Consider the following 24,471-nt stretch of genomic DNA (forward strand, 5'->3'; position numbering starts at 1 on the left):
GCAACACGGGATACAGGATGCAGGTCTGGTTCGATCAGCAGCGTCATGATGCTACCGCTTCGTGCCGAGCAGCGCCGTCCTTCGCATACTGGCTTTCCCGGAACGGCAACCCAAGATGATCGCGCAAGGTTTGCCCTGCGAGCGTGCGCTTGTAGACACCACGCTCCTCAAGAATTGGAAGGACATATCGGACGAAGTCGTCGAGTCCCTCCGCGATAACCGGGAACCCTAAGATGAAGCCGTCGGCTGCCTTTTCGTCTACCCTGCGGATGATCTCGTCCGCAATCTTATGAGGCGTGCCGATGAAATCAGTCCGAGGCGTTGCGGCATCCAGGGCAACCTCCCGCAAGGTGAGCCCTTTCGCATGAGCCTCCGCCTTGATGCGATCAGTGGTCGAGCGGAAGCTGTTACGGCCGATATCGCCGAGATCGGGGAACGGCCCATCGAGCGGGTAAGCGCTAAAGTCATGATGGTCGAAATAGCGGCCGAGATAGAGAAGCGCTTCTTCAATCGTGACCAGATCCCGGATCGCGCGGTACTTGGCTTCGGCCTCCGCCTGAGTCGCTCCCACGATCGGTCCGATCCCGGGGAAGATCTGCACATCGTCAGCCTGGCGGCCATGCGCTACGGCGCTCGCTCGAACTTGCCGACGAAACAATTTCGCGTCTTCCAGGTTCGTATTGTTCGTGAAGACGGCATCGGCATGGCGCCCAGCAAGACCAATACCCGCATCTGACGATCCCGCCTGAAAGATCACAGGCTGCCCTTGTGGCGAGCGTGCGATATTGAGCGGCCCTTCAACCGAGAAGAAGCGGCCCTTGTGACCAAGTGTGTGAAGCTTCGTCCTATCGAAGAACACACCTGTGGCGCGATCCCGCACGAAGGCATCATCGTCCCAGGAATCCCACAGTCCCTTGGTGACATCGAGATACTCGTTGGCGATCTCGTAGCGCAGCGCGTGCTCAGGGTGGGGCCGACCATAATTGAGGCCGGAGCCCTCCAGCGGCGATGTCACGGCGTTCCAACCGGCGCGCCCTCCACTGAGGAGATCCAGCGAAGCAAACTGCCGAGCGATGGTGAAAGGGTCGCTGTAGGACGTGGACACGGTGCCGACGAGACCGATCCGCGAGGTTACGGCAGCCAGAGCCGAGAGAACTGAGATCGGCTCGAATCGATTGAGGAAGTGCGGGATCGACTTCTCGTTGATATAGAGACCGTCCGCAACGAACGCAAAGGCGATGCCGTTTTCCTCCGCCTTGAGTGCCGTCGTGCGGTAGAAGTCGAAATTGACGCTCGCGTCGGCAGGTCCACTCGGATGACGCCATGAATTCATGTGTCCGCCAGGACCCTGCAGCATGATACCGAGTCTGATTTGCTTGCGGGACATGGAGATCTCCTTGTGAGGTCAGGCCGCTGCCGCTGGGGATTCTGCGGCGAGAAGTTCGATGGAGGTGAAGCGCTCAGCCGCGCTGGCGACCGGTGTGTCGAGGATGAACTCGCGGATCCCGAACTCGCGGGAGAGTTGGTCAAGCTCCCGGCGCACTTGTGCTGGAGTGCCTGCGACGATACGTGGGCGCCGCTCCTCAATGCGATAGGATGCCGCTCCTGCCTGGCGAGCGAACTCCGCTGCCTGTTCCTCGGTCCCGAGATTGACGCTCTGGCCGGTGTCCAGTTCGACACGCACGATCTTCAGGTCCGCAACATGGCGCTCAGCTTCCGATGAGGTTCGTGCAGCAAAGGCCGCAAGTGCAAGGATAGGGGCTTGGCCGTCACTCGCTTGCCGATAGGTCGTCAGGATTTCGGCCATAGCTTTACGGTCGCCGTTCAAATGACCGGCATAGACAAAGGCCCAACCGAGCTTTGCTGCGAGAAGCGCGCTCTCCGAGCTTGCACCAAGCAGGAACCGTTCAGGTACAAAGGTTGGGGTGGGCTTCGCCACGGCTCCATGAAGGGGATGTCCCTCCGGCGGTCCGCCGTTCAAGAACACATCGAGGAGCGCAAGCTCGTCTGCGAAATCGGTCGGGGACCGTCCCGTTCCGAGCGCCTTCGTCGAAAGAGGGAAGCCGCCGGGGGCCTTTCCAACACCAAGGTCGACGCGTCCAGGAGCGAGGGCTGCGAGCAGATTAAAACTCTCGGCTACCTTGTAGGGGCTGTAATGCTGAAGGAGCACACCGCCTGAGCCGACCCGGATCCGTGTGGTCCGAGCGATGACAAAGGCAGCAAGAAGCTCGGGAGCAGAGCTGGCGAGGCCCGGGAAGCCGTGATGCTCTGCGACCCAGAACCGGTGATAGCCAAGCGCCTCCGCGTGGCGCGCGAAATCGATTGTTCTTGCAAGCGCATTCTCGGCAATGTCGCCGGAGGCTAGAGGGCTCTTATCGAGCAGACCTAGGCGGTAGTTCATTGAGCAGATCTCACAGAGCTCGAATGCCGATCAACTGAAGTTCGGCTGGTCATTTCGCGGCGCGGGCAGCACGGAGCACGGGCTCAGTCACGGCCGCGGGCTTCGAGAGAAGACCGGCGAGTTCGTTCGCCGCACTGGACAGTCGCGTACGGATACCTGAGTCGACTACTACGTACCCTGTGCCATCATCTGTTGCTGCGAAGTCGGTATCCGACCCGTAGATAGCCGTGGGAATGGTGAAAGAGGCAAAGAAGCCGAAGAGAGGCCGCAGTGCGTGCTCGACGACGAGTGCATGACGTGCTCCCCCGCCCGTGGCAGTCAGGGCCACAGGCTTGCCGGTCAGGTGTTCCGGACCAATGAAGTCGATCAGGTGCTTGAAGAGTCCCGTATAAGCGCCTTTGTAGACCGGCGTGCCGACAATCAACGCATCTGCGCTTTCGATCTCATCGAGAATGCGGGCCGCCGGCAGTGGGAGATCGTTGCGCACCAGCGCGGAACCAAAGCCAGGGCCGGCATCAAGAATATCGTATATCTTCAGGTCGATAGACACACGGCGGCCCACCTCGGCGCCGAGCGCTTCCGCCAGAGCACGGCTGCGCGAGGGACGGCGAGTATTACCGGAAAAGATGACGACGCGCGGTCGGCTCATAGGAAATCCCCTTGTCAGACGGGCAGCAGGAAAGGGCCTGGAATAGCGAGCAGCAGATCAGTGGATGGATCCGCCAGCTTGGTGGGAGATGAATTGGGAGAAGGTGGCGCAGTGTTGCGCCGACAGCGCTCGTGAGCCACAGAAGTGATTTGCTTCAAGCTGCGGAAGCGGCGCCCATCGAGAGCATCGAAGGGAGGCTGTGAGGAGAAGAAGCGATAGCCGCCCTCCTCCGGAACAGCGATACCAGCGGTCATGTTGCCGATCTCGATGACGCGCGCTGTGCTGATGGTGGTGCTACTCATGGCAAAGATCTCCTGTCGCCGGCAGCAAGGACCAGCGGGTTTGCGATCAGCGAAGAAAAGAAGCGTCAGCCCGGCTTCAACAGCCGCAACAGGCGGTCATGTGCCAACGACAGGAGAGAAGGTGGTTTCGGGAGGACGGAGCATGCACGACCGGATATCCTTTGCATTTAGCTTAGGACCACGGGGCAGCACAGGCTCCGTGGCGCTTTAGCGTTTGATCACGCGGCGCAAGCTGCTCACCGTCAAATCACCGCGGCTGTTCAAGCAGCGAACCCACCTGATCAGCACGGTTATGTTGATTTCCCTATTCCGGTCTGTCAACGAGAATGTTCTTTTTAAAGAACGACATGAAAGAGCGCTTTTGTCTTAAAAATGCGAGCCTCTCGGAATAGTTCTTCGTCCATAGAAGATCGTTATCGTTCGAGCGCGACTAAGAGAAAGAATTGCTCTTCTCCGAGAATGTCGGTCGAATTCCATTTCGATAGAGGCGTTACTCGGATTCCGTGAGACCGTGGCCCGGATCATGACGTGCGAAAATGGGAGCTTGTTTTCACAGATAGGCGTCGGCCCGCGCTCGTCAGTGTCCGGTCATGGCATGCGGGGCGGCCACCGGCTTCGACTCGGGCGAGCCGCGTTCGCGAAGATAGATGCCGAGCACTAGCAGCAGGCCGCCGCGGTGGACCGGGCCCGGCGCGTCCGGCTCGCCGCGCCGTTTGTGCGGCGGCTCGTCCTCGGGATTGTCCTCGTCCGGCTTCCTGGACTCGGGCGAGCCCTTCTGGAACAGGAACACCATCAGCAGCACGTACGTCGCCATCTGGAGGAATTCGCTTTCCCAGTTCTCGAAGGTGGCCGAGATGAAATGGCCGCTGGTCAGGTAGGCGAGGAAGCCGATCTCGGGCAGCTCATGCAGGCGGAGCTCCTCGGCATGGGCCGTCCAGCCGGTGAGCGCCTGACCGATGAAGGAGACCAGGAACAGGGCGAACAGGGTGAGCGACAACCCATTGTCCCGCAGGAACCGACGCATACACTGACCTCACGCTCGTGAACCGCTACGGTTCGTCAACGCGGGACAGGAATGTTGTTTTCCAGCCGGAATCCGACCCAGGCGACCTCGGCTTCGTAGTCTGGGTCTTGCGGAGCTAGGAACTCTTGGCCGCTCCGGTGTTTGGTTTCCGCAACGGCATTGCCGTTCACTCTGATGGGTTACGAACGGTTTCGCATGGGACTTCACTTGGCGCATGGCGTAGTGGTCGAATACTCGCCTCACGGGAGCGAGTTCGCAGATCCTCATGAGCGGATCACGCGGGCAGGCGTCGCTCAGCGATTGGCTACCCTGACGGGGTTTGACTATGCGGGCGAATACGACCCCTCTGCCCGTTATCCCGGTCGGGTCTATTTCGTCCCTGGCAACACATTGGTTGGACTTGAGGCAGCCCGGGTTGGAATCACAGGGGAGCACGATCTGTTCGGCGGTGTCGTGCCGTATCCCTTCGTCGCGACGAAGGCCATCACCCATCCCCTCGTCGAGCCGGGCGCCTATGCCCCGCAGGGCTGGTCCGACCAATTCGCTTGCCAAGTACAAAGCGCCGTCTTGGAGGGGTACTCGGTCTTTACGGCAGAGCAAGCCTATGCTGCCGGTGAACGACTTCTGGAGCACGGGCCAATTCGCCTCAAGCCGGTCCACGCGACAGCTGGACGGGGTCAGAGAGTGATCCGCAGCCTGACTGAGCTTGCGGAGGCTCTTGCCGGCGTCGATGCGGCTGAACGCGCCGATGCTGGGCTGGTCTTGGAGGAGAACCTCGCGGCCGTGACCACCTACAGCGTCGGTCAGGTGCGGGTGGCGGATCTCACAGCCACGTATTACGGCAGCCAGCGGCTGACGACCGACCGCACCGGGGCAGAGGTCTATGGCGGGTCCGACCTCGTGGTGGCGCGCGGCGACTTCGACGCGCTTGTCCGATTGCCTCTTTCCGAGAGCATCTGCACTGCCGTGGAGCAGGCCCGAACCTACGATGCCGCGACAAGCGTCTTCCCGGGGCTGTTTGCCTCGCGGCGCAACTATGACGTGGCTCAGGGGACGAACGCTCGCGGGCAGTGGCGCTCGGGGGTTCTGGAACAGTCCTGGCGCATTGGAGGAGCAACGGGCGCCGAGATCGCAGCCCTTGAGGCCTTCCGGGCCGATCCTGGCTTGCAGGTGGTCCACACTTCGACCTTCGAGGTCTACGGTGAGAGCCAGGCACCGCCACCCCACGCGACCGTGTACTTTCGTGGTGTGGACGAGCATGTCGGATGGTTGACCAAGTACACATTGGTGAGGGCGCATGACGACACGCGATGACCGGATCGACATTTCCGTCGACGATCAGCGGATTTCAGGGACCCTGGTCACACCGGCCACGGTCGTTCCCGGGGTGCTGTTTTTGCATGGCTGGGGCGGCAGCCAGGAGCAGTACCTGGCCCGGGCCCGTGAGATCGCCGCCTTGGGCTGTGTTTGCCTCACTGTTGATCTGCGAGGGCACGCCGAAACCGAAGAGCAGAAGGAGACCGTGACCCGCGAGGACAACTTGGGGGATGCGCTGGCGGCCTACGACACCCTGGTCAGCCATCAAGCTGTCGACAAAGACGCCATCGCGGTCGTGGGCAGCAGCTATGGCGGCTACCTGGCTGCGATCTTGAGCTCCTTGCGGCCAGTGCGCTGGCTCGGCTTGCGCGTGCCGGCGCTCTACCGGGATGAGGATTGGCCGCTGCCGAAGCAGCAGCTGAAGAAGTATGGCTTGGCTGACTACCGCCGGGGCCGGGTCACGCCCGACCAGAACCGGGCCCTAGCCGCCTGCGCAGCGTTCAGGGGTGACGTGCTGGTGGTGGAGTCCGAGCACGATGACATCATCCCGCACCCGGTGATCGAGAACTATCTGGCCGCGCTCAAGGGGGCGCACTCGCTGACCTACCGGGTGATCGAAGGAGCCGATCACGCCCTCTCTGATGAGGCGTGGCAGCAGGCCTACACCTCCCTGCTGCTCAACTGGGCCACCGAGATGGTGCTGGGAGCCCGGGAGGAAGGTGAAGCACCCGGGGTGCGCACCCATCTCCAGCCCGCACCACGCCGGGAGCCTCCAACGGCCGCATGATCCTGAGCCCCGCGTGCATTTCGGCAAAATCAGGACGTACCTGGGTTTGGCAGGCTGGTTCAGTGTCCCGCACGGGTGTCCACTAAAGCTGAGGCACGTCCAATAAAACGGCCGTTTGTTCGAACAATTGGCCTGACCTCCAATAAATTGGAGGAAAGAAGCGGCCTCGTCGTTGGGATGCGTTGCTGTGAGACCCTGCCAGGCTCATCCTTTTCTTCGACGCAGCGGAAACGCTGGCGAGTTTCTGACAAGCAGATGAGAGATGGACAGATGACCAGTTCAGCCGCAATGCCCATGATGGGCAACATGATGCCGGGTATGATGCCGATGATGGGCGGCATGATGCCGAATATGATGCCTCAGATGCAGATGCCCATGATGGGTGGAATGATGCCCCAGATGCCGATGGGCGGGATGATGCCAATGATGGGGGGCATGATGTCCCCCATGCAGATGAGCGGGATGATGCCCGGCATGATGTGCCGCATGTCCTGTGACATGGCCGCCGACGGTTCCATGACCTGCACCATGATGCCGATGGAAGGCATGTCCGCAGACATGTTCAAGATGTGCTGCGAGAACATGATGCGGATGATGGAGATGGGCATGCCCTGCATGATGATGTGCGGCGGCATGATGCTCGTCGGGATGAGCTCGGCCATGGGTTCGCAGACCAAGCCGATGAAGAAGAGCGCCTGAGCAAGGTCGCCCTTCGAAAGGCGGTGCCGCCCGCAGGATGCGGCACTGCCGGCGCGGGACGGGCGGGTCGAACTACCCGACCGTCTCCACGTAAGACATCACCAGGTACATGATCGCCATCACGTGCCCGGGATTGCGATAGATGTGCGGTACGTCGGCCTGAAAGATGATCGAGTCGTCCGCGTGGAGACTGTAAACGGAGCCATTGATCTCGATTTCTACATCCCCGATGACGACGGCGAGGTTCTCGATGGTGCCCGCCGCATGGGCAACGGCGTTTTCCTGCGACTGCGCGGCAAGGGTGAGCTTGTAAAATTCGACGCGCCGTTCCGCTTCAAAAGGAAACAACGCCCTTGAGGTGAAACTCCCGTCCGCTGACGTGAGGATCTTGGCAGCCTTCGAGCGCATGACAACCGTGCCGTTGCCCGTACTCGGGCTTGTCAGCGCCGAAAATGGGACGTTGAGCGCCCGCGCCACCTTCCACAACAATGAAATCGTCGGGACGCTTCGCCCCAGCTCGATCTGGCTCAGCATGGCCCGGCTGACGCCAGCCAGGTTCGCAAGGCGCTCCAGGGAGTGACCACGCGAGCGCCGCAGTCGTTTGAGATTGCTGCTGACAATCTCAGCAAGCTCCTGGGCCTCATTTTCCAGATCGCCCTCGGTTTCATAAGCAACACCGGTGAGATGATCCTTGGGCACATCTCTCACGGCGACACCTCGTCTTACCGCTGCATGGGCCAAGCATTCCCAACCCAGACGGGTAAGAAGAACCATACTGCAACCCAGGTCCCAGGCACAACGGCGGGCACCGGGGACATTGGCTGCGTTGCCTTCTGACGCTGGCGCCGAACTTCATTAAGATCGATGATTTCTGCCGTCGCAGCCATGACCCGCACTCTAGAGTTCACTAAATCAAACATATATGCCGTTATAAAGAACTCTTTGTCAATATAACGGAGACTTAGCAGTGAGCGCGGTCCCAGCCCGCTGTATTTTCTTCCGTTTCAGCTCAACGTGACACTTTCAGCGCTTGTTCTGAATACCGAACGTTCCAGGCGACGCGACGATGTCACAGAGAGGAGCTGACTTTTGGCAGCCGGCGGTGACACATCTGCTCCTCAGACTCGATAAGTCGCGGGTCCCAAAGGCTGGCGTTGTGCTGCTCGCTGCCACCAATCATTTGAAGAGAGTTGACGCTGCGCTTCTCGGGCCGATTGACCGCACCTTCGAGATCGTGCCTCCGGACGAGCAGAGCCTGATGGGCATCCTGCGCAGGCGCTGTAGCGGTGAGGTGGATCCGCGCTGCGCGACAGCAGGCGCGCTTGGCTGGGCGTGGGATGACCCTTGAGGATCTTCTTGTCCAAGCCGCCCCCAATGATCCACGCAGCCCCGAGCTGCTCTGTGCCATCGCCGTCCATGAGGCCGGTCACGCCCTGATCGCCTGCCGCTTAGGTATCGCGGTTGTTGGCACAACGATCAAGGCATCGGGAACCGCCCCCAGCTCGACCCGGCTCGGCTTCGCCGGCTATGCCGCCGATACCGTCCTCGGCCGGGGCGCCAACGCTGGAGCTGTCAACGACCCGAAAGAGGCCACGCGGCTCGTGGCGGCGCTGCATGCCTCATATGGGCTTGGGGCGATGCTGTCATACCGTATGTTGCACCAGGACCCCACGGGCATGCTCATGATGGACGCGAACTTGGCTCGCACTGTCGAGACCGACCTGCAACGGCTCATGGGCCAAACCGAGGCTCTGATCCCGGCGAACCGGGATGCCATCCTCGGCGTGGCCGACGCCCTGCTGTCGCGCCGATTGTGATCCGCGGCCCCAAGGCTCCTATTATCGATGTTGTCGCGAAGGAGAAGGAAGCCGCTAGGCCGGTGGTGCCAGTTTTGTACGGAAATGGCGCACCCGACACGATTCGAACGTGTGACCTTTGCCTTCGGAGGGCAACGCTCCTTCCCTTATCCTCCTGATTTACGACGCATTTTCCCGACAGTGGTGCTCCCCTGCCACCTTTCTGCCAACTCTATGCAACGCCGCCTGCATCGAACAACTTGGTTAGGGCCTCTTTCGCGTCCTTGGTTCCGTCGTTCCTTTTGTTCAGAATCGCGAGCATTTCATCCGTTTGGATATGGGCATAGTGCTTAGCTGTAATCGTGATGTCGCTGTGACCAAGATGCCCACTTGCAGCTTTCAGATTGCCAGTGGAACGAACGATCCGCGAGCCAGTCGTGCGGCGGATGTCGTGAATGGTTACGTCAAACCCCAGCCTCCCGACGAGTTTACGATACCATGATGTGAAACCCGAATAGGTGATAGGTCGGCGTTCGCCCTTGACCTCCTCCACCCCGGTCTTCGGATTTTTGCGGGTCCGCTGACAAATGTAGGTGAAGACGTAAACAGGATGCTTACCTCGCTCAGCAACGAGGATAGCCAGCATCTCATCGTCAATCTTGATTGTATGGCTCTTCCGGCCTTTCCGGCCCTTCATGTTGAAGTGGATCTCCCGGTGTCCGAAGTCGATCTGCGACCATTGCAAATTGGTGAAGTTCTCCTTTCGCATCCCTGCAAGCAGATTGAACTTAAAGGCACTGCCATATCCCTCACGGAAGTTCTTATCCGCGATGATCTGATGCTCCTCTTCAAACTTAATCTCCCGCTTTCGGGCTGAGTTCTCTGCAAGGAAAATTCGGTCGGAAGACCACTTGATCGGCTTTACTGGCACGCCCCACTCATCACGAGCCGCAAGGTAGACGCGCTTGAGAAGCCGCCACGTATAACGGTTGACATATGAATTGCTTAGAGGCTGCGGCTTACCGTCCGCGTCAAGCAAGACCTTGCCCTGGGAGTTGGTCCGACCCCTCTTACCCTTCTCGGCTACCATCCTTGCAACCATTTCAGTATCAAGGTCGCTCATCAGCACGTCAGGCCCGATGGTCGCCACAATCCACTTGAATGCCTCCACCTCAACGTTGAACGTGGCTTGATTGATATGGCTCTTCTGGGCTTGGATATGGAGGTACTTGCCCACCGCGCTCTTGAGAGCCATTCCTTGCCCGGACGGCTGCTTCCCATGCAGAATTTGCTCGCGCTTGGCAGCCTCCTTGGCTGCCCGCTCGATCCTCAGAGCCTCACGTTCCGAAGTTACCCCCGTAGATGCGCGGTAACGCCGACTACCGACTTGGAACCGATACTCATAGATCTCGGTTCCAGGCATTCGCCTCACTCCCACCGTCCTACCCCTTTCAATTATCGTACCATGAATCGTAGTCTTCGGCCCCGCTTGACCCTTTACAGGCTCTCGCGGGCTTAACCGTGGGAGTCGGCGCAGTTAAGGTTCCCTGCCCTTTCCTACGCTCCGCAAAGGCATCCAGTGCCTCTTCCGAGAATCGGAGTTCCCGGTGCTTTGCTCCACTACGGGCAATGTCGATGCCCTCAAGGTCGCCATCTTCGTAGAGCGCGACAACATGGCCTTCAGAGCACTTCATTCGCTCTGAAACTTCCTTAATCGTGTACTGCTGCCCGAAATCGGCACAAAAAATTGATGGATGAAAAATCATTCTAAAGCTCGGCAGGTTTTCAGTTTGATCCTTGCCACCTCAATTTGAAGTGGACAGCCTCCGCCAAGTTGCTGAATGAGACGACAGCAACTTCACGCTCACCGGCAGATGTTTCAATTCGAACAAGTGAGAACTTCGCGGACGGAGCATGATCCTCCATCCAGTGACGCGCTTCGTCACTGAGACAGAGGGCCAGTAAGTCTTCCGGCAAGCTGAACAGTTCCGCATACGTGCGGCCTCTGCCGATCTCAATAGGCAAGATGATGGCCGTCTCGCCAATTCCAAGCTCGGGATGCTGCTGCTTTACAAGCCCCTCAACATCGACCGTATGCGCTTGAGTGCCGCTTCCTTTGAAGTGCGAGAGAGCAGCACAGGCAAGTGCAACGTGCTTCGGGATAATCCCGTCACCCTCGTACGTTGCCACGGTGCGTTTGCCCAAGCCCAGAGCGTTGGCTGCTTCGCCTTGGGTTAGGCCATGTGATTTTCGCCAAGAGCGAAATTGTTCAGGTGTCATCGGCGGTTCTCTCCGTTCGGCGCTTCTGTACAGCCACCTCGGATCAAGAGCAAATGAAAAATGCCGACACGGCACTTTTTCGCGCTTGCATGGCATTTCGTAATTGACACTGTTCATTGCTGCGGGTTAAGCATAATGCACAGACGGCGTCAGAAGATGCCGTGTCGGCATTCCTATCCCGTATTCAACTCGCTTTATCGAAGGAGATTGCGTTGAAGCAGCAACTGACAACAAACCAAGCACGACAGAAGAGCATCCAGGGCGGGGCCGCATCTCAGGAACGAGAACTCGTTGCCCTCATGCCAAATGCGCTCAGCGCCTCCGATTGGGAGAGATCAGGCAAGACGTTTGATCCGGATCTGCATGTGACCTCTGCCCGAGGGCAGGCAGGAGACCCAGAGGGCTGGAAGGCGACCGTTGAAACCTTGCAGAAACATGGCTTGGAGGCTGTGGCTTACCACTACGCTCCCGACTTCTTTCTGGGTGGTTTCTCGCTTGAGGTCGAGTTCTCCACCTCTCAGACGGGTTCACGGGCAGTCGCCATGTGGAACTCCTTCTTCGATGAAGATGAGGAGGAGTAACCCTGGCTTTGCGCCGGATCGTCTCACGTCCGTCGCGAGAGCAGATCAGCCACAGCAACGCTTCGGTCGATAGCATCAATGATGCCTTCGATTTCGGTGCGGATACTCGCTGGCACCCGATCCGCTACCACGCGCAGCCGGGCTCGCAGTCTCGTGACCGTCTTCATCGGCACCCGCACTGCATCCCGACCGGCGCGAAACTCAAAGTCACGCAGGTAGGTGCGACCCCGACCAAGCCAGCGCCTACTGTAATCCTGCTTTGACTTTACAAGACCCATATTACGCATCGCGTAGTATGTAACTGCAAGTGTATGTCCAACCATCTGAGCCTACATGATAAATAATGTAGGCGGAGTTCATGCACGAACCCATTGCCATATACATTGGAATTTGAAATGACTACAAACTTTTCAGCAATTGAGGCTGCCAATAACCTCATTATCCAGAAGCTCGCGCATGAATATTTAGCGCCAGACAACGATCAACGCGACTGGAACGTCGAGGGAGCTTACATATCCGCTCGCCACGTCGGAAATCGCTACGGCGTGCCTAGTGCGGCAACCACGTATCGCTATGTGATCGAACACGCGGCTCAAGGCTGGTCCTTGGCTTTTCGTGCGGTCTGGCTCAACGGCAATCTGATGCAGCCGTGGGCGACCCACGTTGTCATCGAAACCTATTACGCCGACGATACTAACCTAGTCGCAGATACCGCGCAGGCTATGACGGCTGCGAGTGACTGGTTGCAGGCGGTGCCGCTATGACTGCGAATGGCTGCGCTGCCACTGTCCAACCTCCATTCCGCGAGAGTTGGAAGCAAGCGATGGTAGAGCATTACAGGGATCTCGGCTTCACCCATGCCCTGACATTGAGTTGGAACCGAAACGCCGTCCTGTCTGTCGCTAAGAAGCACCTGAGGCTGATCCACCGCAAGGTGGACCGGAAACTGCTCGGGTGCCGTTACAACGAGAAACCACGGGATGAGCGCACGCTGGCCGTCTTTGTTTTCGAAGGGCTTAAAACAGGTCACATCCACGTTCATAGCCTGTGGCGCGTTACAGACCGGCAACACCTGATCCCGTTCGCTCGCCTGTTTCCGGGGGAGCGTGGTGGAATCTGGAACGGCATCGTTCGAAGCGGATCTTACAAGCTTGCTTTGGTCGATGATCCACACGTCTTCGCTGGCTACGCGCTCAAGGGCCAGCATCCATCGTCGGACGCCCAAGAGATGATCTGGTCGCTCGACTTCCTGCGCGACTAACGACCGACCGTCCTCCCGCGCCGATGAGGCGCATCATCAGCCTTTTACCATCGCGCGGGAGTGGTTCGTCAGACATTACGAGAGATCGCGACCGGGACGCAACGGCGACCCGCAAAGCGAAGCTATGCCTACAAACCTAGTTCAAACCTTCAACAGTGAGTTTCCAATGCGTATGAAAGAAATTGCCCCTTACCTCTGCCCCGAACGCATCACGCGGGACATTTCCAAAGAGTTGTTTCGAGACATTTGCCGAAGCCTTGAACGCTCCCCGCCGGTTGAAGACCGAGAGCATTTTCTCGGCATCATGTACGGCATTAAGGACGAAGACCTCGATCTGTTTGACGGGGACTTCAACCTCCTTGGGGCTGGTTTGGACTGGAACACTTTGTCAAACCCGCCAGAGAAGGAGGCGAAGGATTTGGAAAACAAACTCACCCGTGCCCGTATTGCGTCCGAATACGCCCGTGCCGCAAAACTGCGTACTGAGACCTCCAAACTTGGGGGCGAGGCCGACGAGGCGATGGCGAAGGCGAAATTGGCTGTTTCATATGTGTCGCGGTGAGCCCATGTACTTCGTCATGTATCTCGACGCACGCGGGCAATGGCGGTGGACGCTTTATGCTCCGAACCACAAGAAGCTGGCAAATTCAGGTGAAGGCTACGCAGTCAAGGATGATTGCCGTCACGCCATTCGCCTTGTGGCGAGTTCAAGCACCGCAAAGGTTTTTCAGCGCCGAGCCGATCAAACGCCGGGCAACTAGATCTGGATCTCAAATCACGAGAGACCAACTACTTTGCAGTGGGCTTCATCGCTCGATCTGCGGCCTCCTGAACATGCTGGGTAAGACTTGCTGCCGTCCAAGGCTTCCGCAGGAACACGGCGCAATCAGGCATATCACCCGCGACAGGAAGTGCCCGTCCCGAAGAAATGATGATCTGGATATATGGCCACCGCTCACAAACCTGCTGGGCCAGTTCGTAACCATTCGGCCCCGGTGGCATCTCGACATCCGTGAAGAGCACTTGAATGTCGGGCCGCGCCTCCAAAACGCGCAGGGCTTCCGCGACGTTCTTTGCCTCGATGACTTTGAAGCCACCATCTTGAAGGAGATCCGAAATCAGCATTCTGACCAGAACTTCATCTTCGCAAATCAGCACGAGCGGCTTTTCAGGCTGGGAGCCGGGCATGGGATCAGGCTCAGTCATGAAGTCACTCACCGCCATTGGATTTCGACCAATTCAACATCGCACGATGGCTTGAGTTTCCTGATCGCTTGCATTGCGAGCGGTTCAGACTGCTGGATCACATTTCCGGCCCACCGACTGCTGGTCCATGCTCCATTTGAGCCAGCTTTCCGATACCGGAATCGGACGGTTGCATGGCACCACTTCATGCCTGCGCTCCTTGCAGGGCGCGGTGGACACTCATCCGGCTAATGCCAAGTGCCTTTGCAATTGCGCTGGGGCCGTGTCCAGCGGCCCGCATCTCCCGAACCTGCTCGGTGGGCACGGAAGGCTTTCTGCCCTTGTATACGCCCCGTTTACGAGCCTCCTCAATTCCGATTTTCTGCCGATCCAGCAGGAATCGGCGCTCCATCTCGGCCACCATTCCAAGAACTGTGGCAAGGAGCGATCCTGCCGCGTCCTTCGTACTGAAAGCCGGTTCCAACACCGTGAGTGCCGCCCCCTTGGCCTCAAGCTCATGGACGAGATTGAGAACATCGCGAGTGCTGCGCCCGAGCCTGTCGAGACGGAGACAAACCAATTCGTCGCCAGGACGGATAAACTCCAAGATCGACGCCAATTCGTCTCGACCTTCGCGGGTTTTCCCGCTCACCTTCTCGGCACGGACGATTGAACAGCCTGCCTCCCGCAGCCGCGCCTCTTGGGACGCATAGTCCTGAGACGTGTGAGATACGCGACAATATCCGATCCGGGCCATTGTGGGCTGTTCCTGTCACAATAGGATTGACCCTCATACCCTGCTGTAACAAAACCTTTCTGTCAACCCTATTGTTACGCTTCAGATAGGCTTTGGATGTAACATCCGAAACGTAACCGGAAGCATACTCAACTGTTATGCTTCGGAGGCTTTCCAGATTCGTTCTCGCGTTAGAATGTTGTCCTTAGTCCCTTCATTAGGTTGCCCATATGCCATCAAATGACTGCGCTGATATGCCATCAAATGACTGCGCTGAAGTCCGGATGATTGAGATGTGCCTCGATCATGCTGATGATCTCCTGCGGGCAGCGAGGCGGCTGCTGGATGGAGATGACTTACCGAATCTGGCGTATCACTTCGCGACCTTAGCCTTAGAGGAGATTGGAAAGGCTGGGCTTCTCGGCGCTCGAATGGCTGGACGTAATAAGTACGACAGTTCGTGGATAGATAAGCGTCTGGACGCCCATGAGGCGAAGCTCTTTTGGGCCATATGGGCGACCGGAATAAATCAGCAGTTTACATCTAAAGAGCACTTCGAAACTGCTCGTTCTTTGGCCAAGTCAATTCATGGGAATCGACTTGCAGGGCTGTACGTTCCTACTGACACAGAGGAACTGGTCCCGCCTAAGCAAGCTATCACTCACAAGCAGGCTCAGGATCTAATTGAATTGGCCACGGCACGCCTTGGCATGGAACGTTGCCGTGATTGGAGTAAAGCCGCTCAGCCTGATGATGATGCCATATGGTTTGTTGATGCTGCCATAGACCCTGAGAAGTCTCGCCTCATTTTCAGTTCGCAATCGCTCGACCGCCTTTCTGATTTGAAAGGGCATATGAAAGAGTGGATCAAGTGGCTTAGATCGGAGTTCGACAGAGCCAATGACGAGGCTCAGGAGATCCTTAGACGGGAACTAGCCCGGGCTGCGCCATCCAACGATGAGGCCGAGTTGCCGAAGTGGAGGGTGCGGGTCAGGCTTCATTCCCCATCTCACACAATTCGCCCGAAGGCGCTGAACACATGGAACGCAGCTTCCAATATGATTAAGCTGATACCAGCCGGTAAGAACAAGGGCGAACTTCTCGTTGATATCACTCTTGGGAGACTCGTCTCGATGGGCAATGTGGCTGACGCGGCTTCAGGAATTGCCAAATCTGTAGCATTGTCTCTGGGCATCGGATCATTGGGTTACTTTTGGTGGTACGCTCCGAATGAACCTGATCGGTTTTATGAAAGCATCGTGGACCTCGAGCAAAATGAGGGTCTGAGAATAGAGGTCAAGCGTTCGCCATCATTATCAGTTGCCTGGGGATCTACCCCTCTCTCAGAGCGTCATATTGCGAATGGAGCAGCATCCCTCGCGCTGATGATGGGAATGAGTGGCGAGGACAGAAATCGCGTCTTCGGGCCGTATGCTGGTGGCATAATCTTCATCAGCAAGACAGATATGCACCTTCCGTTCGTGGTTGACGCAGGCGCGTCGTTCGCTTCATGCCTAGTAGCGGGTCTGAGCTACTTCGAAAGATGGGAGGGTGAACGAGCAGATCTATCCGAGCAGTTAAACCGGACTTTCTCAGAAATTATTCACGACGAAAATCGCGCTGAACTATTTGACCTGCCGAGCCGGTTTCTGGATGCGCGCGTGAATGGCGATGCAGCGGGCTTAACAATGGAGCATGTCGCCATGCTCAAAGTGCTCTGCGATCTACTGATTATCAAGGCGGCTCGAAGAATGGCAGAGCAAAGTGAGGCGGCATCGGTGGAAACAACGACTGAGTGAAATGTACGCTACGGCCAACGGGCCAGATTGGTCAGCGACAATTGCTTTCCGATGGTTTCGCATCCAGTGCCGTCTACTGCTTACAAGCCCAGACTTGGCGAAGTGCGTCAATCGCGAGGAGTCGAACTTCCTCATGATGGCGCTCAGGATGATCGTTCAAGAATTTGAGAAGAACCCTCGCCACCTGAGCCGGTGTTGTCTCGCGCGGCACACAGACGCCGAAGGCTGATTGAAAATACATCATATCGCGCACAAACGTCCCACATGCCCCAAACGCCATGTAGTTTTCGCTCGTCCATTGTTTCGACGTGTCATCCAGACGTGCGACCAGAGGGCAACCCTCTAGTGCCGCCGTGGTATTCATTGCCTGGACGCTTGTTGCCACTGTGACTACCGCTACAACGGTCCCTAACATCATACCCAGCTTCATTGCCGGTCTCCCGAAGCCGCTGACACGCTACATCTCCCTGCACGTTCCCGAATAAACTTCGGTCACGTCCTGATAGAGGAATGGCATATCCTCCTTCCATGTTTGGATATGGAGCGTTTGAACGACAAAGCTTGCAAGCCCTTGATATAGTCTTACAGCGACAAACGAGTTATTTGGACTGGCCCGCTGTACGATCTGGAACTCATGAGCGGTCTTGCCCCAGATCAATCGAGAATGAACTGGATCAAAGACGATCTCGCCCATGTTCTGTCGAAGGCCCTTCGTCCAGTTCGTATCCTGAAGATAGCCGTCCGATACCTGAGCACTTTGCAGAATCGTGCAGCGATACAGGTTTGGTTGGGCCAGAACTGCGGTGGGCAATAGCGCACCGAGGGCAATGCAAAGACAACGCTGTAGTGACACTATTACTGGACCCAAAATAACCGATGCCGATCAAGCTTAGCTGAGACGGTCAGGCACGAGAAGGGGCGAGCTTTGGCATTTGTATCGACGCCAGCGCCTGGACAAGCTGAGGTGATTTTTCGAACAACCCAAGAACGCGAGGCCGATTACTGCCAGCTTTTCTGCCAAGTCCGTGCAGCCATTGCCCGGATTTTAGGGGCATACAGCCGATTTCGTACCCTGCACGTTCTAGGTGCCAGCCAACGAAAAACCCCGCCAAGTTACTGACGGGGCTTAAGAATTTGATGGCGCACCCGACACGATTCGAACGTGTGACCTTTGCCTTCGGAGGGCAACGCTCTATCCAGCTGAGCTACGGGTGCTTGAGGCGCTGGGCCTGTTTCTTCCCTACCCGATTACGGACGTCAGGGCAACCTCTGCCGATGAGGGAGATCGGGGCCATCCTCAGTCGGGACGGTCGCGGCTCATTCGCCCCAATCCCCAAGCGTCGTGCGGATCCGAACGATGCTCCAGCCAGGAGAAAAAACATCGGACCCAAAAGCGAGTCCGCTTTTGGGTCCGATGCTGTGACCCCGAGGTCGGGGTAGGCGCTTAACGTTCAGAAGGAACGGGCCTTATGGCTTCTAAGCTCCATCCGTCGCTGCCCGCTGCCGCGAGATGTAGCCGATGGCGAGCACCAGGGCGGCTCCGACGATGGCGATGGGGATTTCCGCCTTATGGCTGAGTTCCTGGCCGAGCTTCCCGACCAGCCATGGATCGGAGATCAGCATCTCCCCGGCAACCCAGCCCAGGAGGGCCGCTCCCGCCCAGACGAGCAGGGGAAACCGGTCCAGGAGCTTCATGATGAGAGCGGCGCCCGCCACGATGAGCGGAATGGAAATGGCAAGGCCGACGGCCAGCAGAACGGTGGAATCCTGGGCCACCGCCGCAATGGCCAGGACATTGTCGAGGCTCATGACGGCATCGGCGACCACGACCGTCCAGACCGCATGCCAGAGACGGTCGGTTTCCTTCACGCCGCCCTCGTCGTCATCGCCGTGCAGAAGCTTCACGGCAATCCAGAGCAGGAGAAGGCCACCGACGATTTTCAGGAAGGGCGTCGTCAGGAGCGCCGCAACGACGATCGTGAAGATGATGCGCAGACCGACTGCCACACCGGCGCCGAGAATCATGCCGATCCGGCGCTTGTCTTCCGGCAGGCCGCGGCAGGCCAGCGCAATGACGACGGCATTATCACCGGACAGGATGATGTTGATCCAGATGATGCCGAGGAGTTTGAGGATTTGTGGGAAAAGGGCTTCCATAATGGGGAACTTGATTGGCGTTCGAGACGAACAGCGACCGGAGCTTGCTTGAAAATCCGGCAATGGCCGGACAACGCCAGGCACAGCGGCTCAAAATCGTTCGCGAGAAACAGGAGCGGCGCCGTTTTCGGCGCGCGACATGACCGGCCCGCAGCAGTCGAAACTTCATTTCGGACCGGGTTGATCTGAGCTCAGAGGTGCGGGGGTCCCGTCGCGCGCAGGGATCCCGGAAGAGCAGCGTTGCCGGATTGCGGAGACGTGAGGCGGATGCCCTGTCCCGTCATGCTTCCCGCATGGGAGGCGGTGCCCCAGGGGACGAGAGCGTCAGAGCCGCCCGCGCCATCCTTCCACGTACCCGGATCGACCTCCCCATCCCCCTCGCCGCCATCGGACAGGCCGGAGAAAGAAAGGGTTTTTTCGAGCTGGAGGAGGAAGGGGGCCTCGGATTTCGCATGGTCGATAGCCGGGAGGCACGCAAGCAGGATCAGCCCGAGCAGTGCCTGCACGAAGGGAAGTAGAATGCGGGGTCGGGCCAATGCTCTGTCCATTCGAGCGAAAGGGGCTCCAAGGCGGCGTACCTTCCCCTCCCTAACCCGGCCGATGGCCTCAGGGCAACCTGAGCGGGAGCATCGGACGCCGCTTTGACGTAAGACCCGACGCTCTAAATAGACATTGTGCAGGCGGCGGATCGTGCTTCACCATTCCTTTCGGGCAAATCGCTCAAGGTCGCTTTCCATAGGAGAGCTCAATGGCAGCCCGTGACGACAACGTTACCATTCTCCGCGAAACCTATGCCCGGTGGGTCGACACCAAAGGCAACGATTGCGAATGCTGGATGGACATCATTGCCGACGATGTCTCTCTAGGCTCGCTGGCAGAGGGCTCGCCGGAAGTACCCTTCACCATGCGCCGGAGCAGCAAGTCCGGCGTGCGCGCCTATCTGGAAGACCTCATGCGCGACTGGGAGATGATCTCCCACAGCATGAACGAGTTCATCGCCCAGGACGACCGGGTGGCCGTGATCGGGCGGGCCGTCTGGCGCCACAAGGGGACGGGCAAGGTGGCGGACACCCGGAAAGTCGACATCTGGCGCTTCCGGGACGGCAAGGCGGTCGATTTCGAGGAATATTACGACACCGCCGGGCTCATCGCTGCCGCGACGCCGTAGGTAGCACACCAACAGTCCTCATCCGAAGCATCACGCTCCTGCTGTAGGTGGCAGGAGGAGGGCAAGATCGGCCTCGCCGAGCAGGCGGTATTGTCCCGGCCCGAGATCCTCCGGCAGGGCCAGGCCGCCGATCCGGTCGCGATGCAGGGCCGCGACATGGTTGCCGACAGCCGCGAACATGCGCCTGACCTGATGATAGCGGCCTTCCGTCAGGGTCAGGTAGGCGCTGGTCTCGGAGATTGCCTCCATCCGGGCTGGCAGAAGCGGCTTGTCCTCGCTCTCGAGCATCAGCGTCCCGGACGCAAAGATCTCCGCCTCATCGCCCCGCATTGGACGGTCGAGATCGACCCGGTAGCGCTTGGAGATGTTGGCGCGGGGAGAGATGATCCGGTGCAGCAGGTTGCCGTCGTCGGTCATGAGCAGCAGGCCCGACGTATCCTTGTCGAGCCGCCCGATGGTCGAGATCGCCGGATCGCGCCGGCGCCACCGGTCCGGAAGCAGACCATAGACCAGGGGACCTGCTTCCTTGTGCGAGCAGGTGACACCCAGCGGCTTATGCAGCATCAGGGCCAAGCCTGGAGGCGGATCGAGCGGCTTGCCCTGGATGCGCATCCTCTCCGAGAGGTCGCGGGTCACCGCAATGCGCCGGTCGGCATCCTCGACCTCGGCCCCATCGAGTGTGACGAGGCCTGCATTGACCAAGGACTGCACTTCGCGGCGCGAGCCGTAGCCCATATTGGCGAGGAGCCGATCGAGGCGGAGCGTCGGGACCTTGCTCATTTCACGGCCTCGTAGATCTTGTATCCGTTGGCTTCGACCTTCGGCGTCACGCGCTTGAACAGCCCCTTCAGCACGGCCTCGTAGGGCAAGTGACGGTTGGCGACGAGCCAGAGGACGCCGCCTGAGCGAAGGGCCTCCGCGGCCCGGCGGATGAACGCCTGTCCCAAGCTCTGGTCCTCGGCGCCGCCATCGTGGAAAGGCGGATTCATCACCACGAAATCGAGCCCTTTCAATCCTGTGCCGCTGCGGATGTCGGCCCAGCGCGGCTCCGCCCGCGGGTCGCCGATGTTGCGCGCTGCCATGCCCACGGCGCGGCGGTCGATGTCGATCATGGCGAGATGCTCGACCTTGGGCGAGGCCAAAATCGCACGGGCGAGAATGCCGATCCCGCAGCCGAAATCCGCCCCGCGACCGCTCAAGGCGGGCAGGTCCTGCTCCAGCAGGGCGCTCCCGGGATCGACGCGGTTCCAGCTGAACACGCCGGGCCAGGTCCAGAGGCCCAGGGCTTCGTCCAGACGAGGGCCGCCCTCGATCAGGGCTTCATCCAGGCCGGTGAGAAGGGCTGGCCGCACACAGGTGCAGATGCGGTGATGGCGGCGGGAGGATTCGGCGGCCTCGCAGCCGAACGCCTTGAGCTCCTTGGCAATCCGCGAGCCGCCCTTGTCCTTGGGTGCGAGGACCGTCAGGGACCCGCCGGGCGCGAGCGCCCGCAAGGCCAGGGCGATGGTGTAGCGCCGCTCCACCGTGCCAGGTGGGGCCAGCACGACCATGGTGCCGAGAGCCCCCTCCCCCAGCCCTTCCAGGGGTTCGGAGCCGGGGATCAAGGGCGAGAACTGAATGGCCCCTGCCGGGGTCTCGGCCAGCTCGGCCGCTGGCGTCCCGTAGACGCCGCTTGGTTTCGTATCCTGCAATGTGACTGAGCCCACGTTGAACGCAGGCGTTCTTATTATGCCGCGGTCTGGAAGGTAAGTCTCAATGGCCTTGCGTTTCCTGCTTTGTCCCGGCCGCGCGGATTTCCGATTCTCCGACCGCGCGCTGGGCACCGCTCAGGGTATCGCGTATCCGGTAGCCCAGCTCGCCGCTGCTGTTCTCCGGCATCAGGCGTACGATCTCATAGGTGCCGCTCGTACGATCGGCGAAATGGGCGGCCGCAGCATGAACCAGCTGGCCCATGGAATATTTGTGACTCACGAAAAACTCCTTGGATCGAAAGCAAAAAGCCGCCCTTGAGGGGCGGCTTCGGGAGGCGGCACGCAGACCGAGCCTGTTCAACCGACGTTACGCCGTTTGAATATTGTTGACGGCGACCTTGCCGGAGCGGCGGTCTTCGGCGGTGTCGAAGGAGACCTTCTGGCCTTCGCGCAGACCGCGGATGCCGGCGCGCTCGAGCGCGGTGGCGTGGACGAACACGTCCTTGCTGCCATCGTCCGGCTGGATGAAGCCGAAGCCTTTTTGATCGTTGTAGAATTTCACGGTGCCCGAAATCATGGGAATGTCCTTGGATAGGCTTGTTATGCACGTGAGCCAGGGGCGTGCAGCCGCACGCCCGCACACTCGGGTTCGTCGATGTTTGGGAAGAGGGTCTGAACGTGCGCCTGGAAGGCCAAGGCGGAACGGCCCGATTGTCCGGCCAAATGTCGATACAGCTTTATCTAGTCACTACTTGCGGCGAATACAAGGCGGCGAGCCGGAAAAGCGACAGGTCTTCTCCAGGGGCTCCCAGGAGAAGGTATCGGATCGCCGCCTTTCCGGACGGCTCGCTTCAGTACTTCAGCCGCAGCGCCTGGACGCTCGCGCCGCCATCGGCACAGAAGATCCGAGCCCTGGGGCAGTAGGAGACATAGGCAGGCGTCGGACAATAGGTCTGCATGAAGCTCTCGTCGATGGCACAGGTCACGTGGACGCGGTAGAAACCCTGCGGGCCGCTTGGCGCATCGTGCAGGACCGAATAGCCCAGCCCCTGATCGGCGAGCCGGGCAATGGCGCGGCCGGGCTGGATCCGGGCCGTTTCGAACCGGGACACGGTCCCTATATCGGCCGCCTGGGCTGCCGACCCCACCAGACCGGCCGCCAGTGCGATCCCTATTAAAACCTGCTTCATGCTGCGCCTCGCTGCCATCTCCCGAAAGACCGGTTCGCTCCGGTTGGGACCAGCGGGAGGAACCTGTCGAGGATAATGCAAAGCTGCCGTCCGGGATCCATCCCGAGCGCCTCTACGAAGGATTAACCACGCTCCCCGGCCGCGCCCGGCCCTGGCCGGACTTTAAGCAACCGGTAGGATCTTGTGCCCGATAAACGCGGCCTGTTGTTGAGCGTAAACCGACCAGGGTCCCATGCACCACATCCATCTCGCTGAGGGTATGCGGCTTCGTTTTCCGGCGCGGAGCGCCGACTTCGATCAGGGCGTCGAGATCGGCATCGTGGCCGCGCTGATGAGCCAGGATCTAACCGAATTCTCTCGAAAGATCTCGAACGAGAACCTTGGTCAGGTGCGGGCCCTGGTGGAACAGTTCGGCTACCGCCTTGTCGAAGGTCAGGCGGACGGGGAGTTCGTGGAACTCAATTTCTACAGCCGCACGGCGCGGCCGCGCCTGCGGGTCGTTCATTCGGGAACCTGATCGGGATCAGGCGGAAAACCTCTTCTGCATGGCGTGGACGCGCTCGCGATAGGCCGTGTAGAAGCCACTCGAGACGATGAGGCATGCGCCCGCGATCGTCCATGAATCCGGCAGCGATCCGAACACCAGGTAGCCGAGCGTGCCCGCCCAGATCAGCTGGACATAAGAAAACGGCGCGATCAGCGACGCATTGCCATGGCGATAGGCCATGACCACGAACCAATGGCCGATGGCGAACAGGATGCCCATGCACAGGCCCAGCATGATCTCGGGCCCGTTCGGCATCACCCAGTTGAAGGGCATGAGCGCGCTCAACACGAGGCTGCCCACCGATGCTGAGTAGGCGAGCGTCGTGAGAGCATGGTCGCCCGTGATCTTGCGGGTGACCACAGCGCCGACGGCCCAGCTCGACGCGCTGATGATCGGCAGGAAGGCAGCCGGCTCGAAAGCGCCCGTGCCGGGTCGCACGACGATCATGACCCCGATCAGGCCGATTGCGGCGGCCGTCCAGCGCCGCCAGCCCACGGTCTCGCCTAAGAAGAGCACCGACAGGGCCATGATCAGGATCGGCGAGACGAAGAACACCGCCGTCGCGTCGGCCACGGGCAGATGAGGCAGGCTCTGGATGAACATGATCGAGGAGCCCACCATGCCGAAGCCCCGGACCACCTGAAGACCGGGCCGCCGGGAGCGGAACAGGCCAGGCCCGCCCTTGATCAGCACCACGGGAAGAATGACGAACGCAAAGGTGACGTAGCGCATCCAGGCCACTTCCGGCGGCGGCAGGGTGGAGGCGAGCTGTTTGGTGATGACGTCCGCCACGGAAAACACGACCGTGGAGGCGATCAGGAACAGGATGCCCCGCAGCGGAGAGGCAGGCGCGCTGGGCGCCGCATTTTCCCGGGCAGCGGGGGCGGAGGTCATGGACAGC

General features: G+C 59.5%; 33 protein-coding genes and 2 tRNA genes. 12 read left to right on the forward strand and 23 right to left on the reverse strand.

The window, feature by feature from the left end; all coding sequences use genetic code 11:
* Positions 1-43: 43 nt before the first annotated feature.
* The 5 genes from DDF70_RS02155 to DDF70_RS02175 all read right to left on the reverse strand — a co-directional run bounded on the left by DDF70_RS02155 (position 44) and on the right by DDF70_RS02175 (position 4,376).
* The gene (locus DDF70_RS02155) at positions 44-1,387 is read right to left on the reverse strand and encodes an LLM class flavin-dependent oxidoreductase (RefSeq protein ID WP_114943197.1); all 1,344 of its coding nucleotides are present in this window, start codon (positions 1,385-1,387) and stop codon (positions 44-46) included.
* 18 nt (positions 1,388-1,405) lie between these two features.
* Complete coding sequence (locus DDF70_RS02160; RefSeq protein WP_114943198.1) at positions 1,406-2,401, reverse strand: MsnO8 family LLM class oxidoreductase; 996 nt, start codon at positions 2,399-2,401, stop codon at positions 1,406-1,408.
* Between the two features lie 49 nt (positions 2,402-2,450).
* Positions 2,451-3,050, reverse strand: a complete 600-nt coding sequence (locus tag DDF70_RS02165; RefSeq protein ID WP_114943199.1) for an NAD(P)H-dependent oxidoreductase — start codon at positions 3,048-3,050, stop codon at positions 2,451-2,453.
* A 14-nt stretch (positions 3,051-3,064) separates the two neighbouring features.
* Complete coding sequence (locus tag DDF70_RS02170) at positions 3,065-3,352, reverse strand: hypothetical protein (protein ID WP_114943200.1); 288 nt, start codon at positions 3,350-3,352, stop codon at positions 3,065-3,067.
* Positions 3,353-3,929: 577 nt separating this feature from the next.
* Entirely contained in the window at positions 3,930-4,376 is a 447-nt protein-coding gene (locus tag DDF70_RS02175; RefSeq protein WP_114943201.1) for a DUF6766 family protein, read from the reverse strand.
* A 195-nt stretch (positions 4,377-4,571) separates the two neighbouring features.
* Here DDF70_RS02175 and DDF70_RS02180 point away from each other — a divergent pair, with 195 nt between their 5' ends.
* The 3 genes from DDF70_RS02180 to DDF70_RS36360 all read left to right on the forward strand — a co-directional run bounded on the left by DDF70_RS02180 (position 4,572) and on the right by DDF70_RS36360 (position 7,179).
* A complete protein-coding gene (locus DDF70_RS02180; protein WP_245435330.1) occupies positions 4,572-5,690 on the forward strand; it encodes a DUF3182 family protein in 1,119 nt (372 codons plus the stop codon).
* Positions 5,674-6,480 (forward strand): alpha/beta hydrolase family protein, encoded by an 807-nt coding sequence (locus DDF70_RS02185; RefSeq protein WP_114943202.1) that lies wholly within the window; start codon positions 5,674-5,676, stop codon positions 6,478-6,480. Before DDF70_RS02180 ends, DDF70_RS02185 begins: the two co-directional genes overlap by 17 nt.
* Positions 6,481-6,774: 294 nt before the next feature.
* A complete protein-coding gene (locus tag DDF70_RS36360) occupies positions 6,775-7,179 on the forward strand; it encodes a hypothetical protein (protein WP_162820186.1) in 405 nt (134 codons plus the stop codon).
* Between the two features lie 72 nt (positions 7,180-7,251).
* On the opposite strand, the gene DDF70_RS02195 is transcribed toward DDF70_RS36360, so the two are convergent.
* Entirely contained in the window at positions 7,252-7,887 is a 636-nt protein-coding gene (locus tag DDF70_RS02195) for a helix-turn-helix domain-containing protein (RefSeq protein WP_245435331.1), read from the reverse strand.
* A gap of 614 nt (positions 7,888-8,501) precedes the next feature.
* On the opposite strand from DDF70_RS02195, the gene DDF70_RS02205 reads away from it, so the two are divergent.
* Positions 8,502-8,996 (forward strand): M41 family metallopeptidase, encoded by a 495-nt coding sequence (locus DDF70_RS02205; protein ID WP_162820187.1) that lies wholly within the window; start codon positions 8,502-8,504, stop codon positions 8,994-8,996.
* A gap of 85 nt (positions 8,997-9,081) precedes the next feature.
* Here DDF70_RS02205 and DDF70_RS36365 read toward each other — a convergent pair.
* From DDF70_RS36365 to DDF70_RS37405, 4 genes are all read right to left on the reverse strand, one after another.
* Positions 9,082-9,213, reverse strand: a tRNA-Arg gene (locus DDF70_RS36365).
* Entirely contained in the window at positions 9,208-10,398 is a 1,191-nt protein-coding gene (locus tag DDF70_RS02215; protein WP_114943206.1) for a tyrosine-type recombinase/integrase, read from the reverse strand. Before DDF70_RS02215 ends, DDF70_RS36365 begins: the two co-directional genes overlap by 6 nt.
* 28 nt (positions 10,399-10,426) lie before the next feature.
* Positions 10,427-10,741: a helix-turn-helix domain-containing protein gene (locus DDF70_RS02220; protein WP_114943207.1), complete on the reverse strand. Its 315-nt coding sequence runs from the start codon at positions 10,739-10,741 to the stop codon at positions 10,427-10,429.
* A 19-nt stretch (positions 10,742-10,760) separates the two neighbouring features.
* Entirely contained in the window at positions 10,761-11,255 is a 495-nt protein-coding gene (locus tag DDF70_RS37405; protein WP_205772381.1) for a helix-turn-helix domain-containing protein, read from the reverse strand.
* 212 nt (positions 11,256-11,467) lie between these two features.
* Between DDF70_RS37405 and DDF70_RS02230 the strand changes: the two genes are divergently transcribed.
* From DDF70_RS02230 to DDF70_RS39135, 5 genes are all read left to right on the forward strand, one after another.
* Complete coding sequence (locus DDF70_RS02230) at positions 11,468-11,836, forward strand: hypothetical protein (RefSeq protein ID WP_114943208.1); 369 nt, start codon at positions 11,468-11,470, stop codon at positions 11,834-11,836.
* Positions 11,837-12,231: 395 nt separating this feature from the next.
* Positions 12,232-12,600: a hypothetical protein gene (locus DDF70_RS02240; protein WP_114943210.1), complete on the forward strand. Its 369-nt coding sequence runs from the start codon at positions 12,232-12,234 to the stop codon at positions 12,598-12,600.
* A 59-nt stretch (positions 12,601-12,659) separates the two neighbouring features.
* Positions 12,660-13,097 carry a hypothetical protein gene (locus tag DDF70_RS02245; protein ID WP_114943211.1) on the forward strand — a complete coding sequence of 146 codons (438 nt, stop codon included), beginning with the start codon at positions 12,660-12,662 and terminating at the stop codon, positions 13,095-13,097.
* A 166-nt stretch (positions 13,098-13,263) separates the two neighbouring features.
* The gene (locus tag DDF70_RS02250) at positions 13,264-13,659 is read left to right on the forward strand and encodes a hypothetical protein (RefSeq protein ID WP_114943212.1); all 396 of its coding nucleotides are present in this window, start codon (positions 13,264-13,266) and stop codon (positions 13,657-13,659) included.
* 16 nt (positions 13,660-13,675) lie between these two features.
* On the forward strand, positions 13,676-13,858 hold the full coding sequence (locus tag DDF70_RS39135) for a YegP family protein (RefSeq protein ID WP_425374044.1): 183 nt from the start codon (positions 13,676-13,678) through the stop codon (positions 13,856-13,858).
* A gap of 28 nt (positions 13,859-13,886) precedes the next feature.
* Here the strand turns inward: DDF70_RS39135 and DDF70_RS02260 are convergent, their stop codons facing one another.
* Positions 13,887-14,303, reverse strand: a complete 417-nt coding sequence (locus DDF70_RS02260) for a response regulator (RefSeq protein ID WP_245435332.1) — start codon at positions 14,301-14,303, stop codon at positions 13,887-13,889.
* Between the two features lie 184 nt (positions 14,304-14,487).
* Positions 14,488-15,039, reverse strand: a complete 552-nt coding sequence (locus DDF70_RS02265) for a recombinase family protein (RefSeq protein WP_114943214.1) — start codon at positions 15,037-15,039, stop codon at positions 14,488-14,490.
* Between the two features lie 209 nt (positions 15,040-15,248).
* Between DDF70_RS02265 and DDF70_RS02270 the strand changes: the two genes are divergently transcribed.
* Entirely contained in the window at positions 15,249-16,817 is a 1,569-nt protein-coding gene (locus DDF70_RS02270) for an AbiV family abortive infection protein (RefSeq protein ID WP_114943215.1), read from the forward strand.
* Between the two features lie 73 nt (positions 16,818-16,890).
* Here DDF70_RS02270 and DDF70_RS02275 read toward each other — a convergent pair whose 3' ends face one another.
* From DDF70_RS02275 to DDF70_RS02295, 5 genes are all read right to left on the reverse strand, one after another.
* A complete protein-coding gene (locus tag DDF70_RS02275) occupies positions 16,891-17,247 on the reverse strand; it encodes a Rap1a/Tai family immunity protein (protein WP_114943216.1) in 357 nt (118 codons plus the stop codon).
* A gap of 27 nt (positions 17,248-17,274) precedes the next feature.
* Positions 17,275-17,511 (reverse strand): hypothetical protein, encoded by a 237-nt coding sequence (locus DDF70_RS02280; protein WP_114943217.1) that lies wholly within the window; start codon positions 17,509-17,511, stop codon positions 17,275-17,277.
* A gap of 444 nt (positions 17,512-17,955) precedes the next feature.
* Positions 17,956-18,032 (reverse strand) — tRNA-Arg (locus DDF70_RS02285).
* Between the two features lie 261 nt (positions 18,033-18,293).
* Complete coding sequence (locus DDF70_RS02290) at positions 18,294-18,974, reverse strand: TerC family protein (protein ID WP_114943218.1); 681 nt, start codon at positions 18,972-18,974, stop codon at positions 18,294-18,296.
* A gap of 191 nt (positions 18,975-19,165) precedes the next feature.
* Entirely contained in the window at positions 19,166-19,510 is a 345-nt protein-coding gene (locus DDF70_RS02295; RefSeq protein ID WP_162820188.1) for a hypothetical protein, read from the reverse strand.
* A gap of 212 nt (positions 19,511-19,722) precedes the next feature.
* On the opposite strand from DDF70_RS02295, the gene DDF70_RS02300 reads away from it, so the two are divergent.
* On the forward strand, positions 19,723-20,142 hold the full coding sequence (locus DDF70_RS02300; protein ID WP_114943220.1) for a nuclear transport factor 2 family protein: 420 nt from the start codon (positions 19,723-19,725) through the stop codon (positions 20,140-20,142).
* A 30-nt stretch (positions 20,143-20,172) separates the two neighbouring features.
* Here the strand turns inward: DDF70_RS02300 and DDF70_RS02305 are convergent, their stop codons facing one another.
* From DDF70_RS02305 to DDF70_RS02325, 5 genes are all read right to left on the reverse strand, one after another.
* A complete protein-coding gene (locus DDF70_RS02305) occupies positions 20,173-20,922 on the reverse strand; it encodes a pseudouridine synthase (RefSeq protein WP_114943221.1) in 750 nt (249 codons plus the stop codon).
* Positions 20,919-21,848, reverse strand: a complete 930-nt coding sequence (locus DDF70_RS02310; RefSeq protein WP_245435333.1) for a class I SAM-dependent methyltransferase — start codon at positions 21,846-21,848, stop codon at positions 20,919-20,921. The genes DDF70_RS02305 and DDF70_RS02310 overlap by 4 nt, the downstream gene beginning before the upstream one ends.
* 46 nt (positions 21,849-21,894) lie before the next feature.
* Positions 21,895-22,113, reverse strand: coding sequence for a hypothetical protein (locus DDF70_RS02315; protein WP_245435334.1), 219 nt, complete (start codon positions 22,111-22,113; stop codon positions 21,895-21,897).
* Between the two features lie 87 nt (positions 22,114-22,200).
* Positions 22,201-22,410, reverse strand: a complete 210-nt coding sequence (locus DDF70_RS02320; RefSeq protein ID WP_009763033.1) for a cold-shock protein — start codon at positions 22,408-22,410, stop codon at positions 22,201-22,203.
* A gap of 274 nt (positions 22,411-22,684) precedes the next feature.
* Positions 22,685-23,023, reverse strand: a complete 339-nt coding sequence (locus tag DDF70_RS02325; RefSeq protein WP_114943223.1) for a hypothetical protein — start codon at positions 23,021-23,023, stop codon at positions 22,685-22,687.
* Between the two features lie 232 nt (positions 23,024-23,255).
* On the opposite strand from DDF70_RS02325, the gene DDF70_RS02330 reads away from it, so the two are divergent.
* Positions 23,256-23,540 (forward strand): hypothetical protein, encoded by a 285-nt coding sequence (locus DDF70_RS02330; protein WP_114943224.1) that lies wholly within the window; start codon positions 23,256-23,258, stop codon positions 23,538-23,540.
* Positions 23,541-23,546: 6 nt separating this feature from the next.
* Here DDF70_RS02330 and DDF70_RS02335 read toward each other — a convergent pair whose 3' ends face one another.
* Complete coding sequence (locus DDF70_RS02335; RefSeq protein WP_245435335.1) at positions 23,547-24,464, reverse strand: DMT family transporter; 918 nt, start codon at positions 24,462-24,464, stop codon at positions 23,547-23,549.
* Positions 24,465-24,471: the final 7 nt, after the last annotated feature.

This window comes from Microvirga calopogonii, assembly GCF_003347665.1.
Taxonomy (GTDB): domain Bacteria; phylum Pseudomonadota; class Alphaproteobacteria; order Rhizobiales; family Beijerinckiaceae; genus Microvirga; species Microvirga calopogonii.

Coding starts and splice junctions, on each gene's coding strand:
- DDF70_RS02155 (WP_114943197.1), bottom strand. CDS start 1,387: ATGTCCCGCAAGCAAATCAGACTCGGTATCATGCTGCAGGGTCCTGGC.
- DDF70_RS02160 (WP_114943198.1), bottom strand. CDS start 2,401: ATGAACTACCGCCTAGGTCTGCTCGATAAGAGCCCTCTAGCCTCCGGC.
- DDF70_RS02165 (WP_114943199.1), bottom strand. CDS start 3,050: ATGAGCCGACCGCGCGTCGTCATCTTTTCCGGTAATACTCGCCGTCCC.
- DDF70_RS02170 (WP_114943200.1), bottom strand. CDS start 3,352: ATGAGTAGCACCACCATCAGCACAGCGCGCGTCATCGAGATCGGCAAC.
- DDF70_RS02175 (WP_114943201.1), bottom strand. CDS start 4,376: ATGCGTCGGTTCCTGCGGGACAATGGGTTGTCGCTCACCCTGTTCGCC.
- DDF70_RS02180 (WP_245435330.1), top strand. CDS start 4,572: ATGGGACTTCACTTGGCGCATGGCGTAGTGGTCGAATACTCGCCTCAC.
- DDF70_RS02185 (WP_114943202.1), top strand. CDS start 5,674: ATGACGACACGCGATGACCGGATCGACATTTCCGTCGACGATCAGCGG.
- DDF70_RS36360 (WP_162820186.1), top strand. CDS start 6,775: ATGATGGGCAACATGATGCCGGGTATGATGCCGATGATGGGCGGCATG.
- DDF70_RS02215 (WP_114943206.1), bottom strand. CDS start 10,398: ATGCCTGGAACCGAGATCTATGAGTATCGGTTCCAAGTCGGTAGTCGG.
- DDF70_RS02220 (WP_114943207.1), bottom strand. CDS start 10,741: ATGATTTTTCATCCATCAATTTTTTGTGCCGATTTCGGGCAGCAGTAC.
- DDF70_RS37405 (WP_205772381.1), bottom strand. CDS start 11,255: ATGACACCTGAACAATTTCGCTCTTGGCGAAAATCACATGGCCTAACC.
- DDF70_RS02240 (WP_114943210.1), top strand. CDS start 12,232: ATGACTACAAACTTTTCAGCAATTGAGGCTGCCAATAACCTCATTATC.
- DDF70_RS02245 (WP_114943211.1), top strand. CDS start 12,660: ATGGTAGAGCATTACAGGGATCTCGGCTTCACCCATGCCCTGACATTG.
- DDF70_RS02250 (WP_114943212.1), top strand. CDS start 13,264: ATGCGTATGAAAGAAATTGCCCCTTACCTCTGCCCCGAACGCATCACG.
- DDF70_RS39135 (WP_425374044.1), top strand. CDS start 13,676: ATGTATCTCGACGCACGCGGGCAATGGCGGTGGACGCTTTATGCTCCG.
- DDF70_RS02260 (WP_245435332.1), bottom strand. CDS start 14,303: ATGACTGAGCCTGATCCCATGCCCGGCTCCCAGCCTGAAAAGCCGCTC.
- DDF70_RS02265 (WP_114943214.1), bottom strand. CDS start 15,039: ATGGCCCGGATCGGATATTGTCGCGTATCTCACACGTCTCAGGACTAT.
- DDF70_RS02270 (WP_114943215.1), top strand. CDS start 15,249: ATGCCATCAAATGACTGCGCTGATATGCCATCAAATGACTGCGCTGAA.
- DDF70_RS02275 (WP_114943216.1), bottom strand. CDS start 17,247: ATGAAGCTGGGTATGATGTTAGGGACCGTTGTAGCGGTAGTCACAGTG.
- DDF70_RS02280 (WP_114943217.1), bottom strand. CDS start 17,511: ATGGGCGAGATCGTCTTTGATCCAGTTCATTCTCGATTGATCTGGGGC.
- DDF70_RS02290 (WP_114943218.1), bottom strand. CDS start 18,974: ATGGAAGCCCTTTTCCCACAAATCCTCAAACTCCTCGGCATCATCTGG.
- DDF70_RS02300 (WP_114943220.1), top strand. CDS start 19,723: ATGGCAGCCCGTGACGACAACGTTACCATTCTCCGCGAAACCTATGCC.
- DDF70_RS02305 (WP_114943221.1), bottom strand. CDS start 20,922: ATGAGCAAGGTCCCGACGCTCCGCCTCGATCGGCTCCTCGCCAATATG.
- DDF70_RS02320 (WP_009763033.1), bottom strand. CDS start 22,410: ATGATTTCGGGCACCGTGAAATTCTACAACGATCAAAAAGGCTTCGGC.
- DDF70_RS02325 (WP_114943223.1), bottom strand. CDS start 23,023: ATGAAGCAGGTTTTAATAGGGATCGCACTGGCGGCCGGTCTGGTGGGG.
- DDF70_RS02330 (WP_114943224.1), top strand. CDS start 23,256: ATGCACCACATCCATCTCGCTGAGGGTATGCGGCTTCGTTTTCCGGCG.
- DDF70_RS02335 (WP_245435335.1), bottom strand. CDS start 24,464: ATGACCTCCGCCCCCGCTGCCCGGGAAAATGCGGCGCCCAGCGCGCCT.